This window comes from Archangium lipolyticum (assembly GCF_024623785.1).
Taxonomy (GTDB): Bacteria; Myxococcota; Myxococcia; order Myxococcales; family Myxococcaceae; genus Archangium; species Archangium lipolyticum.
The window spans coordinates 119764-138061 of record NZ_JANKBZ010000008.1 but is presented as its reverse complement, the minus strand read 5'-3'; the positions used below and the strand labels follow the sequence as shown (position 1 = coordinate 138061).

The window sequence follows — 18298 nt, the reverse complement described above, 5'->3', positions numbered from 1 at the left end:
GATGATCGTCGGTGGTAAGCTGTCCTGGAACATCGTCCTCAAATACACGGGCCGGCCGGTGTTGATACACGTGGTGCTCGCCTTCGGCGTCGTCGTCGCCCACCAGTTGCTCGGCGCTTGGTGGATGGCGGTGCCCGCGCTGCCCGTGACGGTGCTCGCCGCGGCCATCGGCGTGCTGCTCGCCTTCCGCAACAACTCCGCCTACGACCGCTGGTGGGAGGCGCGCACGCTCTGGGGCTCGCTGGTGAACATGTCGCGCTCCTTCGCCCGTCAGGTGCTCACCTTCCTGCCCCGGACGGAGGTGACGGGCGCCGAGGAGCCCTCCTTGATGCAGAGCGCCTCGTCGCCGTTGCTGCGCACCGCGGTGGCGCCGGCGGCGACGGTGCGGGGCATCGCCGAGCTCGTGGCCAACGATGGCGCCGTGCGGGACCGCTACGGAAAGGCACTCAACAGGGGGAGCCCCGAGCGGCGGGCTCTGGTGGCCACGCTCGAGACGCAGCAGACGGCGCGCGAGAACCAGGGCCGGTACAAGGGCCCTGGCCAGTCCATCACCGAGGACGAGCGCGAGCTGGTGTACGCCCAGATAGGCTTCGTGAACGCCTTGCGCTGCCATCTGCGCCGGCAGGATCCCTTTCCGGAGATCACCCCCTTCTTCCGCGCCAACGTGCTGGAGGCGCTGCGGGAGGAGAAGAACGTGCCCTCGGCCATCCTCATCTGGGTGGCCACCCGGCTGCGCCGCGTCTACGGCCAGCACCAGGGCTCGGACGACGTGTTCCGCCTGGTGGTGCTCGACCGGACCCTCACGGAGCTGACGAACATCCTCGGGGCGTGCGAGCGCATCAAGAACACTCCCATTCCGCTCCAGTACGACGTCCTGCCGCGCGCCATGGTGCGCGCCTACCTGGCCATCCTCCCGCTCGGAGTGGTGGCGGACCTGGCCTGGCTCACCCCGTTCGTCACCGCCATCATCGCCTTCCTCTTCATCGCCATGGACTCGGTGGGGCGCGACGTGGAGACCCCCTTCGAGGATGGGGTCAGCGACACGCCCATGACGGCGCTCTGCCGCACCATCGAGATCAACCTGAGACAGATGCTCGGGGAGACCGAGCTGCCCTCCCCCCTGCAACCAGTGGACGGGTTGCTCTATTGAGGAGTGAAGATATCCGCTCCTCGCGCATGAGAGGGGCGGACCGCCGCGAATGGCTTTTTCCGCTACCCGAGGGCCGCCCTCCGGCTGCGCCTGGACATCGCCAGCGCCACGGCCGCGAGGACGACGAGCCCCACCCAGGCATGCCCCGAAGCGGCCTCGACCCACGGCCCGAGTGGCGTGCTCACGCCCAGCGCCCGTTCGAGCACCCAGCCGCACGCGGCGGCGCCGCCCACGGCCGCGCCGCCGATGCGCAGCACGGTGAAGCCGGACGCATGGCTCCACAGCAGGAGCCAGGGCAGGACGAGCAGTACCACCGCGGCCTGCATGGCCTCGATGCCCAGGTTGAAGCCCAGGATGCTCATCGCCAGCGCGCCCGAGTCGAACCCCATGCCCGCGAGCACCGTGGCGAACGCGAGCCCGTGCACGAGCCCGAACCCGGCCGCCACGAGGTGCTCCCGGCCCGGGAAGAGCGGGCGCACCGCGTGCACGGCGGACACGAGGATGCTCACCGCGATGAGCACCTCCACGGGCTGGCTCGGCGGGCGCAGCGCCCCCACGGCGGCGGCGGCCAGCGTGAGTGAGTGGCCCACGGTGAAGGCCGTCACCACGCCGAGGACACGCTTGAGACTCGCGCCCAACTGGTCCGGCTCCCGCCACCGGCCCCCGCGCGCGAGCAGCGGCGCGGGCAGCAGCAGCACGAGCAGGAACAGCAGATGGTCCGTCCCCTCGGCGATGTGGCGCAGGCCGAGGTGGAAGACGGCCCGGAAGCCCGTCCACAACGAACCGTGCATCCGGTCGATGAGGAGCGATGGCGTCTGCGCGCTCGCCGCGCCCACCATCTCCAGGTCCTCGCCAAAGAGGCCGGTGTGGAAGTCGCGCCGCACCGACACGAGGGCCCGGTGGTTCATCACCTGGTGCAGCACCAGTGTGTCGGTGAGCGTGAAGGCGCGCGCCGAGGCTCCCGGGGGCGCCCGCAGCGTGACGTGCGCCACGAGGCAGTCCCCATCCTCCACGCGCTGCACGCCCACGGTGCCGACCTCGACCTCGAAGGGCCGGCCATTGGGCGTGCTCGCCTTCAGGTGCTCCCGGACGTAGGCCGGAAGCTCCGCGGCCCGCTCGCGGATGACGTCGGCGGGCACCGCGTCGAACGACTGCGTCAGCGCGAGCGCGAGCTGGTCCAGGGGCATCTGGACCTCGGCCTCCACGGAGCGCTCCCCGATGTCGAGGAGCACGGCCGTGTTGCGTGCGAGGTGCGCGCGGGCGGACTCCCCCGCCAGGAGCACGGCGAGGCCCAGCGTCCATGCCCAACCCTTCTTCATTCTCCTGGCGGGGGCGGTGCTCATGGCGTCAGCTGGTTCCCGTAGTCCGTCTGCTTGTCACGGTAGATGGTGTGGTAGTGCGTCTGGTTCCTGATGACGGCGCCCTGTTGGCACGCCACCTCGATCCAGACGCGGGGCCCGTCGATGCGCATGTACGTGCCGCTGACGTCCACGTTGACGCCCGCGGACTTCGTGCCGCCCCAGGCCACGTAGGTGTGGGCGTAGGCGTCCGGCGAGGTGTACGCCGCCACGAGCGGGTCGGAGACCGCGGGCGCGAAGTCGCTCACCCACTTCTTGATGGCCGCCGTCACCAGCGCCTGCTGGCTCTCGGAGAGGGTGGAGACGAGCACGCCGGCCTGGGCCGGGAAGACGACCTTCGAATAGCTGCCCGTCCCGAACTCCACGGGCCCGAGCACGACGTCGGAGAAGGTCCCCGGCAGGTAGGCGGCGTCGAGCTGCTCGGCGCTCAGGGAGTTGTAGAGGGCCACCAGCGCGTCGCCCTCGTCCGCGACCGGCGCGTAGGTTTCGCCGTTGAGGGTGAAGGGCGCCTTGGGCTCGGCGCCGAGGTGGTTGGGCGTCGGGTAGCCCGTGCCGTTGAGGTACGTCACGTTGTAGGCCATGTGGTGGCCGCCAATCTGGAGCATCCAGCTGCCCGTCGTGGACGGCGTCCCGATGAACGCGATGATGTAATTGTCCGACGAGTAGTCGAGCACGACGCCGCCCATGCCGCCGTCACGGCCAGGCGGAGGGCCGCCGAAGCCACCATCGCTCCCGGGAGGAGGGCCGCCGAAGCCACCATCGCCGCCGGTGCCACCGCCCTGCGTGTCGAGATAGTCATCCGCCGCGAACACGCCCGTCATGTCCGCGTAACCCTCGGGGGTGAGGACCAGGGCGGCGAGCTTCAGCGCGGCCTCCTTGCTCTCGGCGCTCAGCGTGCCCCACTTCAGGCCATTGCGCGTGACGCCGGGCAGGTTGGACCAGTACGTCTTCGCCACCTGGTTCGTCCAGGCGTAGACGACCGAGGCTTTCTGCTCCTCCGTCAGCGTGGCGAGGAAGGCATTGGACGCGCAGACCACCTGCTCGATGTGCGTCGTGGCGGTCGAGCAGTCCGTCGTGGTGGTCCCTCCATCATCCGTGCCGGTGCCCGAGTCTCCGTTGCAGGCGCCGAGCGCCAGGATGGAGCAACTCACACCGAGACACAGCCATTTGACGGCGAATCGTCGCATTCACTACCCCTTGAGCGAACTCTCTCAGGGGGGTTGTAGCGGTGAGTTCTTAAGAGATTCTGAATCTGGGGGACCGGGCCGCGCCGGGTGTGGGATGTGCGATATTGGGGTGCCAGAATTCCCCCATCGTGAGCTGGGGGAAACGCCGTAGTTCCTGGCCGGAGGCCTTCGCTTCCTTGGACTTGGGGGTGGACGATGCGCGGTGAAGCGCGGAGGTCCAGGTGGGTGGTGTTGTGGATGGCCGCAGTCCTCTTCTCCACGGGCTGCGCCACGCTGCCTCCGCTGCCCAGGGCGCGCGCTCCTCACGGCTCTGCCGAGGTGTTGCGAGAGGAGTCGGCGACAGGGGCCCACTCGGCCCAGACACACTCCGGTGCCACGACGTGGGAGAAGAGACCGCGGGTGCGGCTGCGGCGCCGCCACAGCGCGCCCGTGGTGGGCACGGACGTAGCCATGGTGAGCGCGGAGGAGATGGCCCTGCGCCAGGCGGCTGGCGTGCAGCCTTCCCCTCGAGGCCCGCCCTCATGCGGGGGGCAGGCCGTGCCGGACGGCTGGCCGGCCTACTCCTCGTGGTGGGATGAAGAACTGCTGGCTCCCTTTTTCAGGTGTTCCTCGCCCGCGGAGTTCCTCGCGTTGCAGCGCCGGGTGGACATGCCCCGGCTGGTGGAGGCGTTAGACGACTGGAATGCCGTGAGGCTCGGCGCGCTGGGGCCGATGGATGCCCGGGCCGCGGAGGTGCTACGAGCAGGCCGCGCGGGAACTGGCGCCCTCGGCGCTGATGGTGGGCCTGTACGCGGGCGGCAAGGGAGTGCGCTACCTCTCCGAGGCCAAGGCAGCCGGGTGGGGTGGAGTGCGGCGACCTCGAGTGCCCGCGCTCGACGTGGAGGGACTGAAGGCGGTAGTGGATCGGCTGGGGGAGCGGCTCGGGGTCAATGCGCTTCACGACTTGACCCGGTACCTTCAGGCACAGAGGGAGGCTGGACTCCTCGTTGCAGAGTGGGGTGAGGCCGGGGCGGCGGCACTCCATGAAGCCAGGGGCAACGTGCCAAGGGCGCGGCAGGCCATGTTGGCCGTAGCCAATTCGCAGCGCTCAGGGCCTCCTTCAACGCGGGTTCGCGCCGCACCGGATGGAGCGAAGGTCGATGCCAAGGACATCAAGGGCACCCGACCACACGGTCCCGATGGTCGTCCCGGGCATCCTGACGCCCACGGCGTGAGCCGGCAAGATCAAGCGGACATCATCAATGATCCGAAGACCACGGTGCACCGCGGGCTCAATGCCAACGGGCGCCCAGTCGACCGCTACCACCGCGACGGGACGACGGTCATCACTGAACCAGGCGATCCGGCGCGTGTGATCACCGCGTTTGGTAAACTTGCGACGAAGGACAATAAAGGCCGTCCAATCCAACGCGGAACGGGGAAGCCGGCCAATCCGGTGCCCAATGGTGGTCCCTATGAGAGGCTGCGGTGAGTCATGGCTGACCTGAAGGGAGCTTTCGAACGATGAAGACTGCCGACGTCTGGTCGGAGCACGTCGAATGGATCCGCTCCCTATCGGTGTTCCTCGGCTGCCAACTGCGGCTCGTCGAAGGGAGCGAGAGCCTCGAGGTCGACGCTGCGTCCGCGACGCTCGAGGGAGTCGTCGGGCCGCCGCACCCGGGAATCATCATCGAACTCGTCGTGAAGCTACTGACGACCCGGAAGGATGATGGTGACGTGGCAGTTTGGGCGCTCGTATTCTTCTTCGTCGATAAACGACGCGTCGCAGAACAGGGCAAATGTCATCTGGCAATGGAGTGGCGTGACGGTCAATGGAGTCGACGCGGTTGGGAGTCGGACGACGAGGGCGAATGGACGGGCCTGGAGACGCTCGAGTAACGCTTCGCTGACCGCAGTGGCGGGAGCCCACTACGGAGGAGACAGGAGCCGGTCGACTTCGGCGAGCTCCTCTGCCGTGAGCTTCCAGCCCGCGGCGGCGGCGTTGGACTTCACCTGCGCGGGCGAGGTCGCTCCCGCGATCACGGACGCCACGGCTCGTTGAGGAACTTCGCGAAGTACCCACTCTCCGAGATGTGCCTCCCGGCTGGGCGGCGGCTGCCCTTTCCGGTACTTGCCCGTGAGCAATCCGTTCGCCGGCGGGAAGTAGGGCAGAAACGCCAGACCGAGGCGCTCGCACTCGGAGAGGGGCGAGGCCCCGTCTTGGGGTGCTCACCCTACGCAATGAAGCCGGGCTCACGGACCAGCCGGGCACGTCGCGCTTCCACCGGGTCCATCCCCGAGCCTGGGAGGCCCCGGGTTCTGGTAGCCTCACCACTTCCGAGGTTGAGCGCATGACCGGACTTCCACAGTTACTGGCGGGTGCCGCTGGAGGGGCACCATGAAGCCCACGCTGGAGGACGTGGTGCGGCCGGGCTCGGTGGTGAGCGGCTACCGCATCGAGAAGAAGCTGGGAGCTGGTGGTTTCGGCAAGGTGTTCCTCGCGTGGCGCGACGGTGGCCCGTGCGCCCTCAAGTTCATCCATCTGGAGAGCGTGGGGGAGTGGGGCTGGCGCGAGCTGTTCATCATGCTCCGCCACGAGTTCCCCCACGTGGTAAAGCTGCTCAGTCACTTCAAATGGCCCGAGGAGAAACCCGAGTACCTGGTGCTCGTCATGGAGTACGTGCCGGGAGTGACGCTCTATCAGTGGGCCCGGGACAACAACCCGTGCGCTCGCGAGCTGGTGGAGAAGCTGCTGCCGCTCGCCCGGGCGTTGAAGGCGGTTCACGCCCAGGAGGTGAAGCACCGGGACTTGAAGGGCGACAACGTGCTGGTGCGCGAGACGGACGGAGCGCCGGTGCTGGTGGACTTCGGCGCGGGCACCATGCCCAACGCCCCTCGCGTCACCGGAGCCCTGGCCCCCGCCAACCTCCGCTACCGCAGCCCCGAGGCCGTGGCCTTCTTCCTGCGCGAGGACCGCAAGCGGGGGGAGAGCTACGACTACTCGGTGAGGGACGAGCTGTACGCGCTGGGCGTCATCCTCTACGTGCTCGCCACCGACGTGTACCCCTTCAACGGCCCGGACAATGAGCTGCTGGGGGAGATTCTCGAGGGCAATCCCAAGCCCCCGAGCGTGCGCAACTCCCGCGTGCCCCGGGCCTTGAGTGAGCTGTGCCTGTGCCTGTTGGCCAGGGAGCCCCACGCCCGCGTGCCGAACGCGGAGGCGTTGTGCGATGCGCTGGAGAAGCTGTTGGAGGAGGCGAAGGCGGACCCGCGCTGGGCGGTGCCCCTGTGCTACGGCTGGACGGTGGACGGACGTACCACCGAGGATGCGCCGGAGCTGGTGGGCAAGGACCCCCAGGCGTGGCTGCGCAGGTGGATCCGGCAGAAGCCCAAGCGGGGCAGGCCACCCGCTCCTCCCTCTCCTCTTCGCCCCCGAGTGCGATGGGCCTTTCCGGTCCTCGTGGCAGTGGTGGGACTCACGGTGGGCGTGGGCCAGGTCCTCGGCCAGCTTCGCCCGCCGCCGTCCACACCGACCCCAGTCCAGCCGGCGCCTACGCTTCCCCTACCCGCGGAATTCTCCCTCGATGGCCCGATGCCCTGGGCCACGCACGTCCATGAAGTAGCGCCACCGTGGAAGCCGCCCGAAGCTGACGCAGGCGCAATGCCCTCGAAGGCGGATACCCCTGCGCCCGTCACCACCATGACGCTCAGCTCGGGAACGACTCGCATGAAGAAGAAGGCCCCCGGCTCACAGGCGGAGAAGGAGAAGAAGGGCAACGGCTCCAACGGGGCCAACGTGCTGGTCGCGGTGGCCGCCGCCGCCAACATGGCGTGTCCCGGTGCGCAGGTGCGCAAGGAGCCCGCGCCCCAGGCGTGCCCGGCCGGTGCTGTCGAGACCATGACCCGCCAGCTCGGCATGGACCTGGGGGATAGGGGAAGCGTCGACCTTCCCGGCAAGAAGTACCGCAATAACGAGCCCGTGCCCGTGAAGGACGGCCCCATCTCCTTGGTGCTGGTAGGTGACTGGGACGTGGGAACCGATGCCAGGGGCCGGGGTGGGCGAACGGCACTGCCGAATGGCACGCGGCTCTCCGGGCAGCTCTGCATCGGGGAGAAGCGCGTCTATGGACGCATCACCCAGGCCGTCACGCCCGCTGGAGACACGTTCACCGTCTGCATGGAGCTGTGGGAATACAGCGGAGAGCGCGGTATCGAGATCGAGCCTGACGGAGGAGCCGTCAAGGTCCACCCCATCGCGGACGTGAGGGCGGTGGACCGCTTCGAGTAGCACCATGCCGGGGCTTGGCGGGCTGACAGCCCACGCGGCTCGCGCATGACCGGGCAGGAAGGTGTGTTAGAGGCCCACGTCTCCGGTCTCTTCCTCGCCTTCGTGGAGGTTCCCGCTCCGTGTTCGCCTTGTCCTCCACCGCACTGCTCGGACTGGCCCTGCTCGCTGCCCCAGCCGAGGCTACCGAGCGGGCTCCACTCCCCACCTGTGAGACGGGCACGCGCCACATCGAGCTGGACGCGAGCGCCCCCCGCAAAACACCGGAGGTGTGCATCCGGCCGGAGCTGTCCCTCACTTTGCTCTTCGACGCGAAGCTGGCGCGTGTGGAAGTGGGGGGGCGGGAGCGGTTCCGCAGGGTGGAGCTGGCAGCGGCATCCCTGACGCTCGTGGCCTCGGACGCACTACACGACGCGGAGCGCGTGCCGGTGACGGTCTACTTCCAGGACGACGGGGCGCCGACGAGTGCCACCTTCATGCTGGTGGTCCACCCGTCCCAGGCGGAGCGGCAGGTGGAGGTGTCCCGGCACGAGCGTACGCTGGCGTCCTACCGACAGGGAGAGCAGCAGGCCCGAGCCGAGGCCCAGCAGTGCCGGGAGGAGAAAGCACGTCTCCAGGCCGAGTGCAGCGGCCAGAGTGGGCTCACGGGCCTCATCGAGAACGGATGGCTCGGCGAAAAGGGTGTTGTTGCCCGGAGGCTCAAGGGCGTCACCTCACGTCCGGGGGAGCCCCTCGAAGTACGGGACGTCATCAGCTACCGGGCCGTTGGACCCAAAAAGGGCCGGGTGGCCGTGGAGCTTGAGCTGTTCAATGGGGGAACGGTGACGTGGACGCCCACGGGGGCGGCCCTGGTGGGCTCCAAGCGCGAGGAGCTGACGGGGCTGACGGTGCGGTCCCTGGAGCCCATCCCGCCGGGAAAGTCGAAACGCATCGTGGTGGAGCTGGACGCCGAGGAGAGCGAGGCCAGGGGAACCTACACGCTCAAGCTGTGGACGGGAGAAGCTGGAGCTGGGGGCGTGAACCTCGACGGCGTGACGTTCCCGTAGATGGTGGACTGGTAGGAACTCCACCCCTCCCGGTTGGAGGAGCGGAGGCTTTGGAGGCGCTGCCAGGCTGGGGTGTCTATGTTCATGCACGGGGTTCGCTGTTGCTTCCCGTCCCTCAGAAGTCCTGTGGTTCGGTCCAATCAAAGTCTTCATCTCGCCAGTCTGTGCGAGAGTTCAATCTTTCACCCAGTCTCGTGATGAGATCCTGGAGGGCCTCTACTTCTGTCCGTCCGAGTCCTGCCTCCCCATCGGGAGTGCCATTGGCATTTTTTACACGCACATTGGCAACCGCGAGGAAGCTCCCGGCGCCTTCTTCGAGAACCTTGATCTTGTATTTGGTCCATGGAATACCGCGCATGTCGCGAATCTCGAAGATGCTGACCACCCGCGAAATGCTCGCGGCACCATGCAGATCGATTGCCCTCCAATCCATCTGATTCCTCCCTTCTTGTTTGTCTTACCGAGAGACCCGAAAGGCAAGATTCGCCCATCTGACGCGAGATCAATATACCGGCCGTTCTTGACATAGCGAATCACACCCTCGGTGGCGCCTTCAACTGGGAATTCATTCGCTGGTTCAAGTACACGGACGTCGAATCATCATCAACACCGCCTTCATTCCCCCATGACGGACCATCTCGAATATCTGGCGAAGCGAGTGCTGGAGACAGGAGGCGCAGAGGCAGAGCGGGCCTTCCGCGATGCGCTCCGTCACGTTTCCGACCCCGCTGTACTCCGGATGCTTGCAGGAAGGTTCTACGCTGAGCCCGAGGTATCGGTGCCCACCTATGAACGACTCCTGGAGCTGTTGCCCGAGGATCTGCTCGCACGGGTTGAATTCGGATTCATCTATTTCCTGATGGGAGAAGACGGCGAGGCGAGTCGGCAGCTCGGCATGGCCCAGGCGTTGGACCCGGAGCACGTGCAGGTTCTCTCCTTGGAGGCGGCGCTGGCACGTGAGTCGGCCGAGAAGGTGCGGCTCTACCGCCGCATCCTCCAGAAGGAGCCCCTGAACGACATTGCACGCGGCAAGCTCCGTGAGCTGGGGGAAACGCCGTAGTTCCTGGCCTGGAGGCCGTAATGGGGCAGACGGATTCCAAGAAGAAGCTCGGGCGCTTCGAGCTACGAGTCTCCGAAGACGATCAGGACGTGGCCTATTTGCGCCTCCCGAGTCACCCCGGTGAGGCCTGCGAGATGTCGAAGTCGATCAGGCTGGCCGAACTCATGGGCTCCTACACGGGCCCCGATGTGGTGCTCGACTTCGACCAGGATGGAGTCCTGGTCGGAATCGAGATCCTGGCGTGATGGGCTGGGTCAGCACCAACTCGTGAACGCCGCAGCCGGCTGAGTCGTCGCGGTGCACTCCACTTCCGATTTCATCTGGACGCCGCAACTGGCCTGTATCGTCACGTTCACGCCTTGCGCGTGGCGTCAACCTTCGCCTCCACGGGGCGCGGCGAGGTCTTACGATGAAGATGACGGCCGGAACGTCATCTTCTCTGGGGCGACCTTTCCGTAGACTGGAGCCCTCCTCGCACCGGAAAGCGTCTCATGGCAACTCGTCTAGGCGTCACGGTCCTGCTCCTCGCCCTGCTCAATGCGTGCGCCACGCCACGTGTCATTCGCCTCGACACAGGGCAGGGCTCGTCCCTGGAGTACAGGCCGTCCTCCTCGAACAAGTCCATGAAGGTGGACGCGGAAGCATTCGAGGATGCGCTGGCACGGCTGGTGCTGGATGTGCCCCTGACGCTCCGTGCTCCTCAGCAAGGCGGGCTGGTGCGCGCCTCCCATCCGGGGAACAGTGCTGACACCCGATGGCAGCGCCTGATGCGCAAGAGCTTTGGCGGCCTCTGCGGGCCGGGCCAGCGCAGGGACCACTGCATCTCCCTGCTCGACGACGGGATGGGCCTGGAAGAGTGGGACAAGCTGGGCGTTGCTCTGGGCCTGTCGCTGGAGCCCCTCAAGGAGAGCATCGCCCGGGCGGTGGAGAAGACCCTGGCGCCCCAGCTCTTCTACACCATCATCGCCACGGGCATCATCACCTGGGCCGTCCTGGCGGCCAATCCCGAGCCGGTGTTCACCAAGGCAGCGGCCATCGTCTCAGCGGTCCTACTCATCTACCTGGGAGTGGAGACCTTCCTGGAGGTGGTGGACGCAAGCCGGGAACTGAAGCGGGCCACCGACCGGGCCACGACGTGGGTTGAACTGGAACAGGCCGGCCATCGCTTCGCCAACCGAGTAGGACCGGAGGTGGCGCGCGTCTTCGTCCTCGCGGTCACCGTGGTGGTGAGTCATGGCATGGTCGGGGGCGCCGCGTGGCTGGCCTCACGCCTGTCGATGCTGCCCGGTTTCACGGAGGCTGCGGCGGCCGGGGCCTCACGGGTAGGCCTCCACCTGGCGAACGTGGGACAGGTGAGTGCGGTAACCGTTGAAGGAAGCACCGTCGTCATCTCCCTGCCTGCCACGGCGGTTGCCATTGCGGCCCAAGGCTCACGAGGAACCGCAGCGGGAGTCAGTCCTGCTGGTTTCAGGTCCTGGGGTTCGTTCAGTGGCCTCAAGAGTGCCTTGGGCTCGGCGGGACCAGGCAAAAACTGGCACCACATCGTCGAGCAGACACCGGGCAATGTGGAGCGATTCGGGCCTCATGCCCTGCACAACACCGAAAACGTCATTCCTCTGGAAGAAGGGCTGCACACCCAGGTGAGCGCTTTCTATTCACGGAAGATCCTGAGGATCACCGGCTCGCGAGATCTCACCGTGAGACAATGGCTGAGCACGCAGTCTTACGAGGCCCAGCGCGCATTCGGGTTGCAGGCCATCGAGAACATCAAGAACGGAGTCTGGTGATGAAGATCGAAGAATTGGTTGAGCAGTTCGCCCAGCATGTGCAAGCAGAGACAGAGGCTGGCTGGCAAGGAGACGCTAAAGCCGCGAACAGGCATGTCGATGAGTACCTCGCGGTTTTCGACGAACTCCGCGCCCTTGGAGATACAGGACGCGATGCGCTTGCCGCTCTTTTCAAACATCCCCGCATGGATGTCCGCGTTGCAGCGGCGGCGTTCCTGCTCCGCCACCGCACGGAGGAGGCCAAGGCGGTGCTGGAAGATGCCGCGAAAGGCAAGGGGTTGGTCCCCTTCGAGGCGCAGCAGGCATTGAAGCGGTGGGAGGAAGGTACCTGGGCCTTGGATCCGGCATGACCCTGCGAGAGCTCCAATGCGTGCGCCGGACCATCGCGATCACCGATTCCGGAGCAAGCCGATCCAAGCGTCACCCCCGGAGTCATTCACATCCGTCTCACCATCCAGGTGGAAGTGGCCGGCGAGGAGGAGGGTGAAAGGCACCTGTGAGGAAGGGCCCTGCCGCAGCCCGTGGGTGCGCCTCACGCCCGGCCTCGGCGAGAAGCACGCCGACGGGCCTCTGCCATCCTGAGGGGGGTGGCGAGTGCCGGTCCACACCGGGGATGAGAGAGGCCCCGAGGTGATTGAAGCCTCTCCTACGACCTCAGGAGATGCCCTTGCGCAGCCGGTTCCAATCGAAGTTGGCGGCCGGGTCGTTCTTGCGGCCCTTGGGGACGGCGACGTCCTTGTGCCCGACGATGTTGTTCATCGGCACCTTGTACTCCTGCTTGAGGTAGCCGGTGAGCTGGGTGAGGGCCTTGTACTGAGCGTCGGTGAAGGGCGTCTTGCCGCTGCCGTCGTTGACGATCTCAATGCCGATGGAGCGCCCGTTGACGTCGGTGGGCACGCCATGCAGCGCGCCCTGGCCCGCGTGCCAGGCGCGCTTGCTGTCACCGACGAGCTGGTAGATTTTGCCGTCGCGGTCCACCATGTAGTGCGCGGACACCTGGCTCTTCGGGTTGCGCATCCAGGCCAGGTCGCCCTTGCCATCGTTGGAGGCCGTGTGGTGCAGGACGATGGTGTCGATGTCCTTGCCGCCGCGCTCGTTGTAGTTGGGGGAGGGGGCGCTGATGACGGGCGGCTTGGTGAAGGTGCCCGGCTTCGAGCCCGGCTTGGAGGGGCCCTCCACCGGGGGCTTGGACGAGCCGCCCAGGGCTTTCTTGAGGGCCGCGTGCGTCAGCTCGCCGTAGTAGCCGGTGGTGGGCAGCTTCTTGTCCGCCTGGAACTTCTTCACCGCGGCTTCCGTCTTGGGACCGAAGATGCCGGGGCCGGTGGTCACCTGCGCCTTCGTCATGTAGCCGAGCTTCACCAGCGCATTCTGGAGCTGCTGCACCTTCGGGCCCTTGTCACCCTCGCGCAGCCCGGGAGGGGGCACGGGCAACGCGGCAGCACTGGCCGTGCGGGTGGCGGTGAGCCGGGCAGTAGCAGGTGAGGGCGGACGCTGGACGTTCATGGAGGGCCTCTGAAGGGGGGGATCGAAAACCTGCCTCGATTTTCGGTGAGAGGGCCCGGCGAGTTGCGCGCTGCCTCCGAAAAGGCAGCACGCCAGCTCGCTACCGCGCGCCATCGACTACATGGTGGCCTCCGCACCCGGCGTGGGCGGTGGGCCGGCTCTGCGTGGGCTCCTGGAGAGAGCAGCAGTGGGTGAGTGCGCCCTGCTCGATTTGGAGGGTGACGTGCTCGATGCCGAACTCGTCATGGAGCTGCTGCTTCAGACCCGCGAGGAAGCCGTCGCCGTCAGGAGCCCGGGGCATGACGAGGTGGGCCGTGAGGGCCGTCTCGGTGGTGCTCATTCCCCAGACGTGCAGGTCATGCACCCGGGTGACTCCGGGGGCCTGGGCGAGCCGCGCCTCCACGGCCGCCAGGTTGATGCCCCGGGGGACAGCGTGGAGCGCCAGGTCCACCGCCTCCTTCAGCAGCCCCCAGGTGCCGAGGACGATGAGGGCGGCGATGGCGAGCGTCACCACCGGGTCCATCCACGCCCAACCGGTGAAGTGGATGAGGGCACCCGCCAGGACGACGCCCAGCGAGACGCCGGCGTCGGCGGCCATGTGGAGGAATGCGCCGCGGATGTTGGCGTCGCGCTCGCGGCCCTTCCAGAAGAGCAACGCCGTGGCGGTGTTGATGACGATGCCCACGCCGGCCACGAGCATGACGGTGGTGCTGGCGACGGGAGCGGGCTTCCCCAGGCGCTGGATGGCTTCCCAGGCGATGCCGCCCACCGCGACGAGCAGGAAGAGGGCGTTGAAGAGGGCCGCCAGGATGGATGAACCGCGCAGCCCGTAGGTGCGCCGTGGGGTCGGGCGCTGCTGGGCCAGGAGGGTTGCCCCCCAGGCCAGCAAGAGGCCGAGGACGTCGCTCAGGTTGTGCCCGGCGTCGGCGAGCAGCGCGAGGGAGTTGGAGAGGATGCCGAAGGTGGCCTCGACGGCGACGAAGCCCACGTTGAGCGCCACGCCGACGGCGAAGGCCCGTCCGGGAGACGGGGTGGAGTGGGAGTGTTGGTGGTGGCCTGACATGCCAGCCCTCCTGAAAACCGGGTGCAGGGGAGGGGGCCCGGCCCTCATGGGCACCGGGGCTCCTGTCCCTCACCCGTGCTGACGCCCGGTTTCCGCGTGGATTACAGCGGCCGGTGTGCCCCCTTCACAAATGACACGCTGGAAGCTGCCTCACGCTTCCTCAGTGCTTCCAGACGGGCTGTGCTTACCGGGGGGTGCAGGTGCAGTCCACGCACCCGTGCGTACAACACGTCCCACAGAGGTCCACGAGGCGTCGGCCCAGTGCCTGGCGGGCCCGGTGCAGCCGCACCGCCGCGTTGTTGGGGGTGATGCCCGCTTCCGCGGCGAAGGTGGAGAGGGAGACGCCCGCCAGGTCCACGCGCTGGAGGATGGCGGCGTACTCGGGCTTGAGCGTGTCGGCCAGCTCCGTGACGCAGCCGCAGACCGTTTGCTCGAGGTCTTCCACCTCCTCGGTGGAGAGGGGGGACTCCGCGGCCTGGGCCTCCAGTGCCCGGAGCTCCCGTTGCTTGCGGCGGTGGGCGTCCACCAGCGCGTTGCGCAGCAGCCGGTAGAACCAGGCCACCGCGCGATCCTCCTCCCGCGGGGAGCTGCCGCTCTCCATGCCCTTGACGAAGGCGGCCTGGAGGAGCTCCTCGGCCGCCTCGGGCGTACCGACACGGGGGACGAGGAAGTCCAGGAACTTCCGGTGGTGCTCGACGAGCACCTCCACCACTTCGGGACTCAGGCTCATGGTGTACCTGTGCCTCTCTTTCCTCCCGCCACGCCAGGGGGTCAAGGACGCATCCGAGTCACCCCGGTGAGACCTGCAAGATGTCGGATAAGCTCCGGCGAATGCCTCGGTACGCCACCATCGACGTGGGGACCAACGCGGTCCTCCTGCTCGTCGCCGACCGACAGCCCGATGGCCGCTTCCAGGCCGTTCGAGAGCGCGCTGAAATCACCCGCCTGGGCCGGGGCGTGGACAAGAGCCGCCGCCTCTCGCCCGAGGGCATGGAGGACACCCTCCAGGTGCTCTCCGATTTCGCCTCCGAGGCCCGGAGCCTCGGCGCGGAGGCCATCGCCGTGTCCGCCACCAGCGCCGCGCGCGACGCGGAGAACGGTGCCGGGTTCCTCTCCGCCGCCAGACAGCGCGCTGGCGTCACCGTGGACATCATCTCCGGCGAATGGGAGGCGCAGCTGTGCTTCACCTCGGCCTACGCGGACTTCGGGCGTGACGCCTCGGGGCCCCTCGTGGTGATGGATACCGGTGGCGGCTCCACCGAGTTCATCTATGGCGACACCCAGGGCCGCGTGTCCTTCTGCCACAGCTTCGATGTGGGCTCGGTGCGCATGACCGAGCGCTACGTGACGTCGGATCCGCTGACCGCCGAGGACCGGGCCCGCGTGGAGGCCCACCTGCGCGAGACGTTCTCCGCCCTGCCTCCCTGCCCGCCGGGCGCCCGGCTCGTGGGCATGTCCGGCACGGTGACGACGCTCTTCGCCGTGCAGCACTCCATCGACCCGTACGACTCCGAGCGCGTGCACGGCGGCACCCTCCTGCTCGTCCAATTGGAGGCGTTGGCGGACAAGTTGTGCGGGTTGTCGCTCGCCGAGCGCCAGAAGCTGCCCGGCCTCCAGCCCAAGCGCGAGGACGTGATTCCCGCCGGTGCCCTCATCCTGCTCGATGGTCTTCGGGCACTCGGGCTCGACCGCTGCCTCGTGAGCGACCGGGGCCTGTGTTGGGGCCTGCTCGCGCACCATTTCGGAGCCACCCACTCATGAGCGCTTCCGCCACCGTGGCACCGGCAAGGCCGAGCCGAAGAACCGATTGAGGTCCTGCCATGGGCCAAGATGCGATCAGCAGCCGCCGTACTTCTCGAAGCTGAGTGAGCTTCCGCAGGTCCCTGCCCTTGAACTGCCCGCGTTGTGCCCGGAGGCAGGGGAGGGCAAAAGAAAAAGGGCGCCAGGTTTTCACCTGACGCCCTTCTTCAGCTCCCCGACGAGGACTCGAACCTCGGACCTAGTGATTAACAGTCGTGAAAATGACGGGCGCACGGCCATTCCTCCCCTGGAGAGGGGGTTGGAGCGGTCGAAAACGGACGATGTGGTTGCCCGTAATTTGCCCACGGCGTGTCTTCTACCGATGGTTCTCTGAGCCGTGAACCACTCATATTTCGCACCTGCCCGCCAAGGAGCGAGCATCCTTCTATCTATGCCCACTGTTCGTGTTGAAAGACCTCGGTTACCCGTACTTTGGCTGGACACCTCGGTGGTGAGTTCGATGGCCAAACTTCTCGACGGAGGTGTTTCGCGGACAGAAAAGGAGGTTCGCCGCCTCCAGCAACTTCAGAGCCTTGTCCTCGAACTTGGTCGTCAGGGGCGGCTGCTTTGTCCGCAAGCAGACCAGTGGGAAGAGTATGAAAATGCCAAGGTGGCTAATCTGATAGCCAAGAAGTTTGCGCAACTCTCCTTTGGAATCAGGTTTTGCCATCGTTACGAGGTGGTCAATAGCCAGATGCAGCACGCCATGCTGGCCTTTATCGAGGGGCGTGGCGAGATCGAGCTGCCGCAAGCCACCTTTTTTGACCGAGATCCGGTGGCCAAGCTTCAGGCGGCTATTGATCGCGGGCTTTTTGTATACGCCTTTCAGAAAAGCCCAGCGGAGCTGACGAGGGGGCGAGCGGCTGCCAAGTCGGCAACGGTTTCTGACACAGAGAAACTCCGCCAGCAGTTGGTACGGGAGGGAAGGACCTTCGAGCAGCAACTTGTTGAGGAGATTCAGACTGAACTTCAGGTTCTTGAATACCGTATTGCGCAGGTACGCGAAGCGCAGGGCCAACCTGAAGCTCAGCTAAACCTGCTGCGGATCTACGGTGCTCATCGCGCCTTCTGGGACCGAGCAGGTGGGCGTCCCCCAGGATTTGAAGGCCTGCGTACATTTTACGGCTCCGCTCACTGTCAGTGCCTACCAACACCGCTGATCCGGGGGCACTTGTGGTCTGACCTTGTAACCGGAAGTGAGCCTGTGCAAATGGGCGATGTCATGGACATTGACATGCTCTCGGTTGCACTGCCCGTAGCTCAATTCGTTGTCGCAGATGCGCGCATGCGTGAGCGAATTGTGCGGCGGCGACTAGATAAGCAGTGGGGGGCCAAAGTTTATTCGATGAAGATGATCGAAGAACTCTTTGCGGAGCTTGAGCCTCTTCTAAAGAAGGAGTGAGGGGCTAGAACCTCAACTTGCGGATCTCCGCCCCGGGCAACTCCGAGGGCCTGGACGTGGCCGTCCTCGGAGCCGGGCGAGACCTGGAGTGGGCTTGCCCCGGTTACGTGGACAGTAGGATTAAGATGCCAACTTTTGCGGTAAGGCCGCAAGCTCAAAATCCACTGGGCTGACATAGCCCAGCGGCGAGTGCCGCCTCTGGCGGTTGTAGAAGACCTCGATGTACTCGAAGAGTGCCGTACGAGCCTGCTCGTGCGTGGCGAAGTCGGTGGTGTAGACGAACTCCTGCTTCAAGCTGCTGAAGAAGCTCTCCACCACGGCATTGTCCCAGCAGTTGCCCTTGCGAGACATGCTGCATTGAATCCCGCGAGCGGTCAGCGCCTTCTGGTAGTCCTCGCTGGTGTATTGGCTACCCCGGTCCGAGTGGTGCAGCAGCCCTCGCGGTGGCTGGCGTCCCTCGAGCGCCATGTCCAGCGCGTTGAGCACCAGGTGCCGGTCGATGTGCTCGCTCATGGACCAGCCCACCACCTTGCGCGAGAAGAGGTCCATGACGACGGCCAGGTACAGCCAGCCCTGCCTGGTCCCCACGTAGGTAATGTCCGTGGCCCAAGTGCTGTTGGGCTGGCCGGGGGAGAAGTTGCGCTCGAGGATGTTGGGAGCCACGGGTTGAATTCGGAT

General features: G+C 66.5%; 18 protein-coding genes and 1 pseudogene. 11 read left to right on the top strand and 8 right to left on the bottom strand.

The window, feature by feature from the left end:
* The first annotated feature begins 1 nt into the window (after position 1).
* Positions 2–1150 carry a bestrophin family protein gene (locus NR810_RS19230; RefSeq protein ID WP_257454323.1) on the top strand — a complete coding sequence of 383 codons (1149 nt, stop codon included), beginning with the start codon at positions 2–4 and terminating at the stop codon, positions 1148–1150.
* 62 nt (positions 1151–1212) lie between these two features.
* Here the strand turns inward: NR810_RS19230 and NR810_RS19225 are convergent, their stop codons facing one another.
* Positions 1213–2469 carry a HupE/UreJ family protein gene (locus tag NR810_RS19225; RefSeq protein WP_257454321.1) on the bottom strand — a complete coding sequence of 419 codons (1257 nt, stop codon included), beginning with the start codon at positions 2467–2469 and terminating at the stop codon, positions 1213–1215.
* 20 nt (positions 2470–2489) lie between these two features.
* Positions 2490–3695 carry a DUF3500 domain-containing protein gene (locus tag NR810_RS19220; protein WP_257454318.1) on the bottom strand — a complete coding sequence of 402 codons (1206 nt, stop codon included), beginning with the start codon at positions 3693–3695 and terminating at the stop codon, positions 2490–2492.
* 862 nt (positions 3696–4557) lie between these two features.
* Here NR810_RS19220 and NR810_RS19215 point away from each other — a divergent pair.
* Entirely contained in the window at positions 4558–5166 is a 609-nt protein-coding gene (locus NR810_RS19215; protein WP_257454316.1) for a hypothetical protein, read from the top strand.
* Between the two features lie 32 nt (positions 5167–5198).
* Positions 5199–5573, top strand: coding sequence for a hypothetical protein (locus NR810_RS19210; protein ID WP_257454315.1), 375 nt, complete (start codon positions 5199–5201; stop codon positions 5571–5573).
* Between the two features lie 30 nt (positions 5574–5603).
* Here NR810_RS19210 and NR810_RS19205 read toward each other — a convergent pair whose 3' ends face one another.
* Entirely contained in the window at positions 5604–5726 is a 123-nt protein-coding gene (locus tag NR810_RS19205; RefSeq protein WP_257454312.1) for a hypothetical protein, read from the bottom strand.
* A gap of 346 nt (positions 5727–6072) precedes the next feature.
* Here NR810_RS19205 and NR810_RS19200 point away from each other — a divergent pair, with 346 nt between their 5' ends.
* Complete coding sequence (locus NR810_RS19200) at positions 6073–7962, top strand: serine/threonine protein kinase (RefSeq protein ID WP_257454311.1); 1890 nt, start codon at positions 6073–6075, stop codon at positions 7960–7962.
* A gap of 119 nt (positions 7963–8081) precedes the next feature.
* Positions 8082–9005: a DUF2381 family protein gene (locus NR810_RS19195; RefSeq protein WP_257454309.1), complete on the top strand. Its 924-nt coding sequence runs from the start codon at positions 8082–8084 to the stop codon at positions 9003–9005.
* Positions 9006–9120: 115 nt separating this feature from the next.
* On the opposite strand, the gene NR810_RS19190 is transcribed toward NR810_RS19195, so the two are convergent.
* Positions 9121–9438 (bottom strand): hypothetical protein, encoded by a 318-nt coding sequence (locus tag NR810_RS19190; RefSeq protein ID WP_257454308.1) that lies wholly within the window; start codon positions 9436–9438, stop codon positions 9121–9123.
* Between the two features lie 192 nt (positions 9439–9630).
* Here NR810_RS19190 and NR810_RS19185 point away from each other — a divergent pair, with 192 nt between their 5' ends.
* The 4 genes from NR810_RS19185 (at position 9631) to NR810_RS19170 (ending at position 12202) form a co-directional block, all read left to right on the top strand.
* Positions 9631–10065, top strand: a complete 435-nt coding sequence (locus NR810_RS19185; RefSeq protein ID WP_257454307.1) for a tetratricopeptide repeat protein — start codon at positions 9631–9633, stop codon at positions 10063–10065.
* A gap of 20 nt (positions 10066–10085) precedes the next feature.
* Positions 10086–10310 (top strand): DUF2283 domain-containing protein, encoded by a 225-nt coding sequence (locus tag NR810_RS19180; RefSeq protein ID WP_257454305.1) that lies wholly within the window; start codon positions 10086–10088, stop codon positions 10308–10310.
* A gap of 246 nt (positions 10311–10556) precedes the next feature.
* Entirely contained in the window at positions 10557–11852 is a 1296-nt protein-coding gene (gene sitA5, locus NR810_RS19175; RefSeq protein WP_257454303.1) for a SitA5 family polymorphic toxin, read from the top strand.
* Complete coding sequence (locus NR810_RS19170; protein WP_257454301.1) at positions 11852–12202, top strand: DUF2019 domain-containing protein; 351 nt, start codon at positions 11852–11854, stop codon at positions 12200–12202. The genes sitA5 and NR810_RS19170 overlap by 1 nt, the downstream gene beginning before the upstream one ends.
* Positions 12203–12506: 304 nt before the next feature.
* Here NR810_RS19170 and NR810_RS19165 read toward each other — a convergent pair whose 3' ends face one another.
* The 3 genes from NR810_RS19165 to NR810_RS19155 all read right to left on the bottom strand — a co-directional run bounded on the left by NR810_RS19165 (position 12507) and on the right by NR810_RS19155 (position 15148).
* A complete protein-coding gene (locus NR810_RS19165) occupies positions 12507–13355 on the bottom strand; it encodes a peptidoglycan recognition protein family protein (protein WP_257454300.1) in 849 nt (282 codons plus the stop codon).
* Positions 13356–13455: 100 nt separating this feature from the next.
* Entirely contained in the window at positions 13456–14418 is a 963-nt protein-coding gene (locus NR810_RS19160; RefSeq protein ID WP_257454298.1) for a cation diffusion facilitator family transporter, read from the bottom strand.
* Positions 14419–14602: 184 nt separating this feature from the next.
* Positions 14603–15148, bottom strand: a complete 546-nt coding sequence (locus NR810_RS19155) for an RNA polymerase sigma factor (RefSeq protein WP_257454296.1) — start codon at positions 15146–15148, stop codon at positions 14603–14605.
* Between the two features lie 101 nt (positions 15149–15249).
* Here NR810_RS19155 and NR810_RS19150 point away from each other — a divergent pair, with 101 nt between their 5' ends.
* Both NR810_RS19150 and NR810_RS19145 read left to right on the top strand, forming a co-directional pair.
* Positions 15250–16179, top strand: coding sequence for a Ppx/GppA phosphatase family protein (locus NR810_RS19150; protein ID WP_257454711.1), 930 nt, complete (start codon positions 15250–15252; stop codon positions 16177–16179).
* A gap of 499 nt (positions 16180–16678) precedes the next feature.
* Positions 16679–17620, top strand: a complete 942-nt coding sequence (locus NR810_RS19145; protein ID WP_257454293.1) for a hypothetical protein — start codon at positions 16679–16681, stop codon at positions 17618–17620.
* A gap of 120 nt (positions 17621–17740) precedes the next feature.
* Here the strand turns inward: NR810_RS19145 and NR810_RS19140 are convergent.
* A pseudogene (locus NR810_RS19140) lies at positions 17741–18286 on the bottom strand (IS3 family transposase); the annotation flags it as partial.
* Between the last annotated feature and the right edge of the window lie 12 nt (positions 18287–18298).

Excerpts from the sequence above, each read along its gene's own strand:
- NR810_RS19230 (WP_257454323.1), top strand. The coding sequence starts at position 2 with ATGATCGTCGGTGGTAAGCTGTCCTGGAACATCGTCCTCAAATACACG.
- NR810_RS19225 (WP_257454321.1), bottom strand. The coding sequence starts at position 2,469 with ATGAAGAAGGGTTGGGCATGGACGCTGGGCCTCGCCGTGCTCCTGGCG.
- NR810_RS19220 (WP_257454318.1), bottom strand. The coding sequence starts at position 3,695 with ATGCGACGATTCGCCGTCAAATGGCTGTGTCTCGGTGTGAGTTGCTCC.
- NR810_RS19210 (WP_257454315.1), top strand. The coding sequence starts at position 5,199 with ATGAAGACTGCCGACGTCTGGTCGGAGCACGTCGAATGGATCCGCTCC.
- NR810_RS19200 (WP_257454311.1), top strand. The coding sequence starts at position 6,073 with ATGAAGCCCACGCTGGAGGACGTGGTGCGGCCGGGCTCGGTGGTGAGC.
- NR810_RS19190 (WP_257454308.1), bottom strand. The coding sequence starts at position 9,438 with ATGGATTGGAGGGCAATCGATCTGCATGGTGCCGCGAGCATTTCGCGG.
- NR810_RS19185 (WP_257454307.1), top strand. The coding sequence starts at position 9,631 with ATGACGGACCATCTCGAATATCTGGCGAAGCGAGTGCTGGAGACAGGA.
- NR810_RS19180 (WP_257454305.1), top strand. The coding sequence starts at position 10,086 with ATGGGGCAGACGGATTCCAAGAAGAAGCTCGGGCGCTTCGAGCTACGA.
- sitA5 (WP_257454303.1), top strand. The coding sequence starts at position 10,557 with ATGGCAACTCGTCTAGGCGTCACGGTCCTGCTCCTCGCCCTGCTCAAT.
- NR810_RS19170 (WP_257454301.1), top strand. The coding sequence starts at position 11,852 with ATGAAGATCGAAGAATTGGTTGAGCAGTTCGCCCAGCATGTGCAAGCA.
- NR810_RS19165 (WP_257454300.1), bottom strand. The coding sequence starts at position 13,355 with ATGAACGTCCAGCGTCCGCCCTCACCTGCTACTGCCCGGCTCACCGCC.
- NR810_RS19160 (WP_257454298.1), bottom strand. The coding sequence starts at position 14,418 with ATGTCAGGCCACCACCAACACTCCCACTCCACCCCGTCTCCCGGACGG.
- NR810_RS19155 (WP_257454296.1), bottom strand. The coding sequence starts at position 15,148 with ATGAGCCTGAGTCCCGAAGTGGTGGAGGTGCTCGTCGAGCACCACCGG.
- NR810_RS19150 (WP_257454711.1), top strand. The coding sequence starts at position 15,250 with ATGCCTCGGTACGCCACCATCGACGTGGGGACCAACGCGGTCCTCCTG.
- NR810_RS19145 (WP_257454293.1), top strand. The coding sequence starts at position 16,679 with ATGGCCAAACTTCTCGACGGAGGTGTTTCGCGGACAGAAAAGGAGGTT.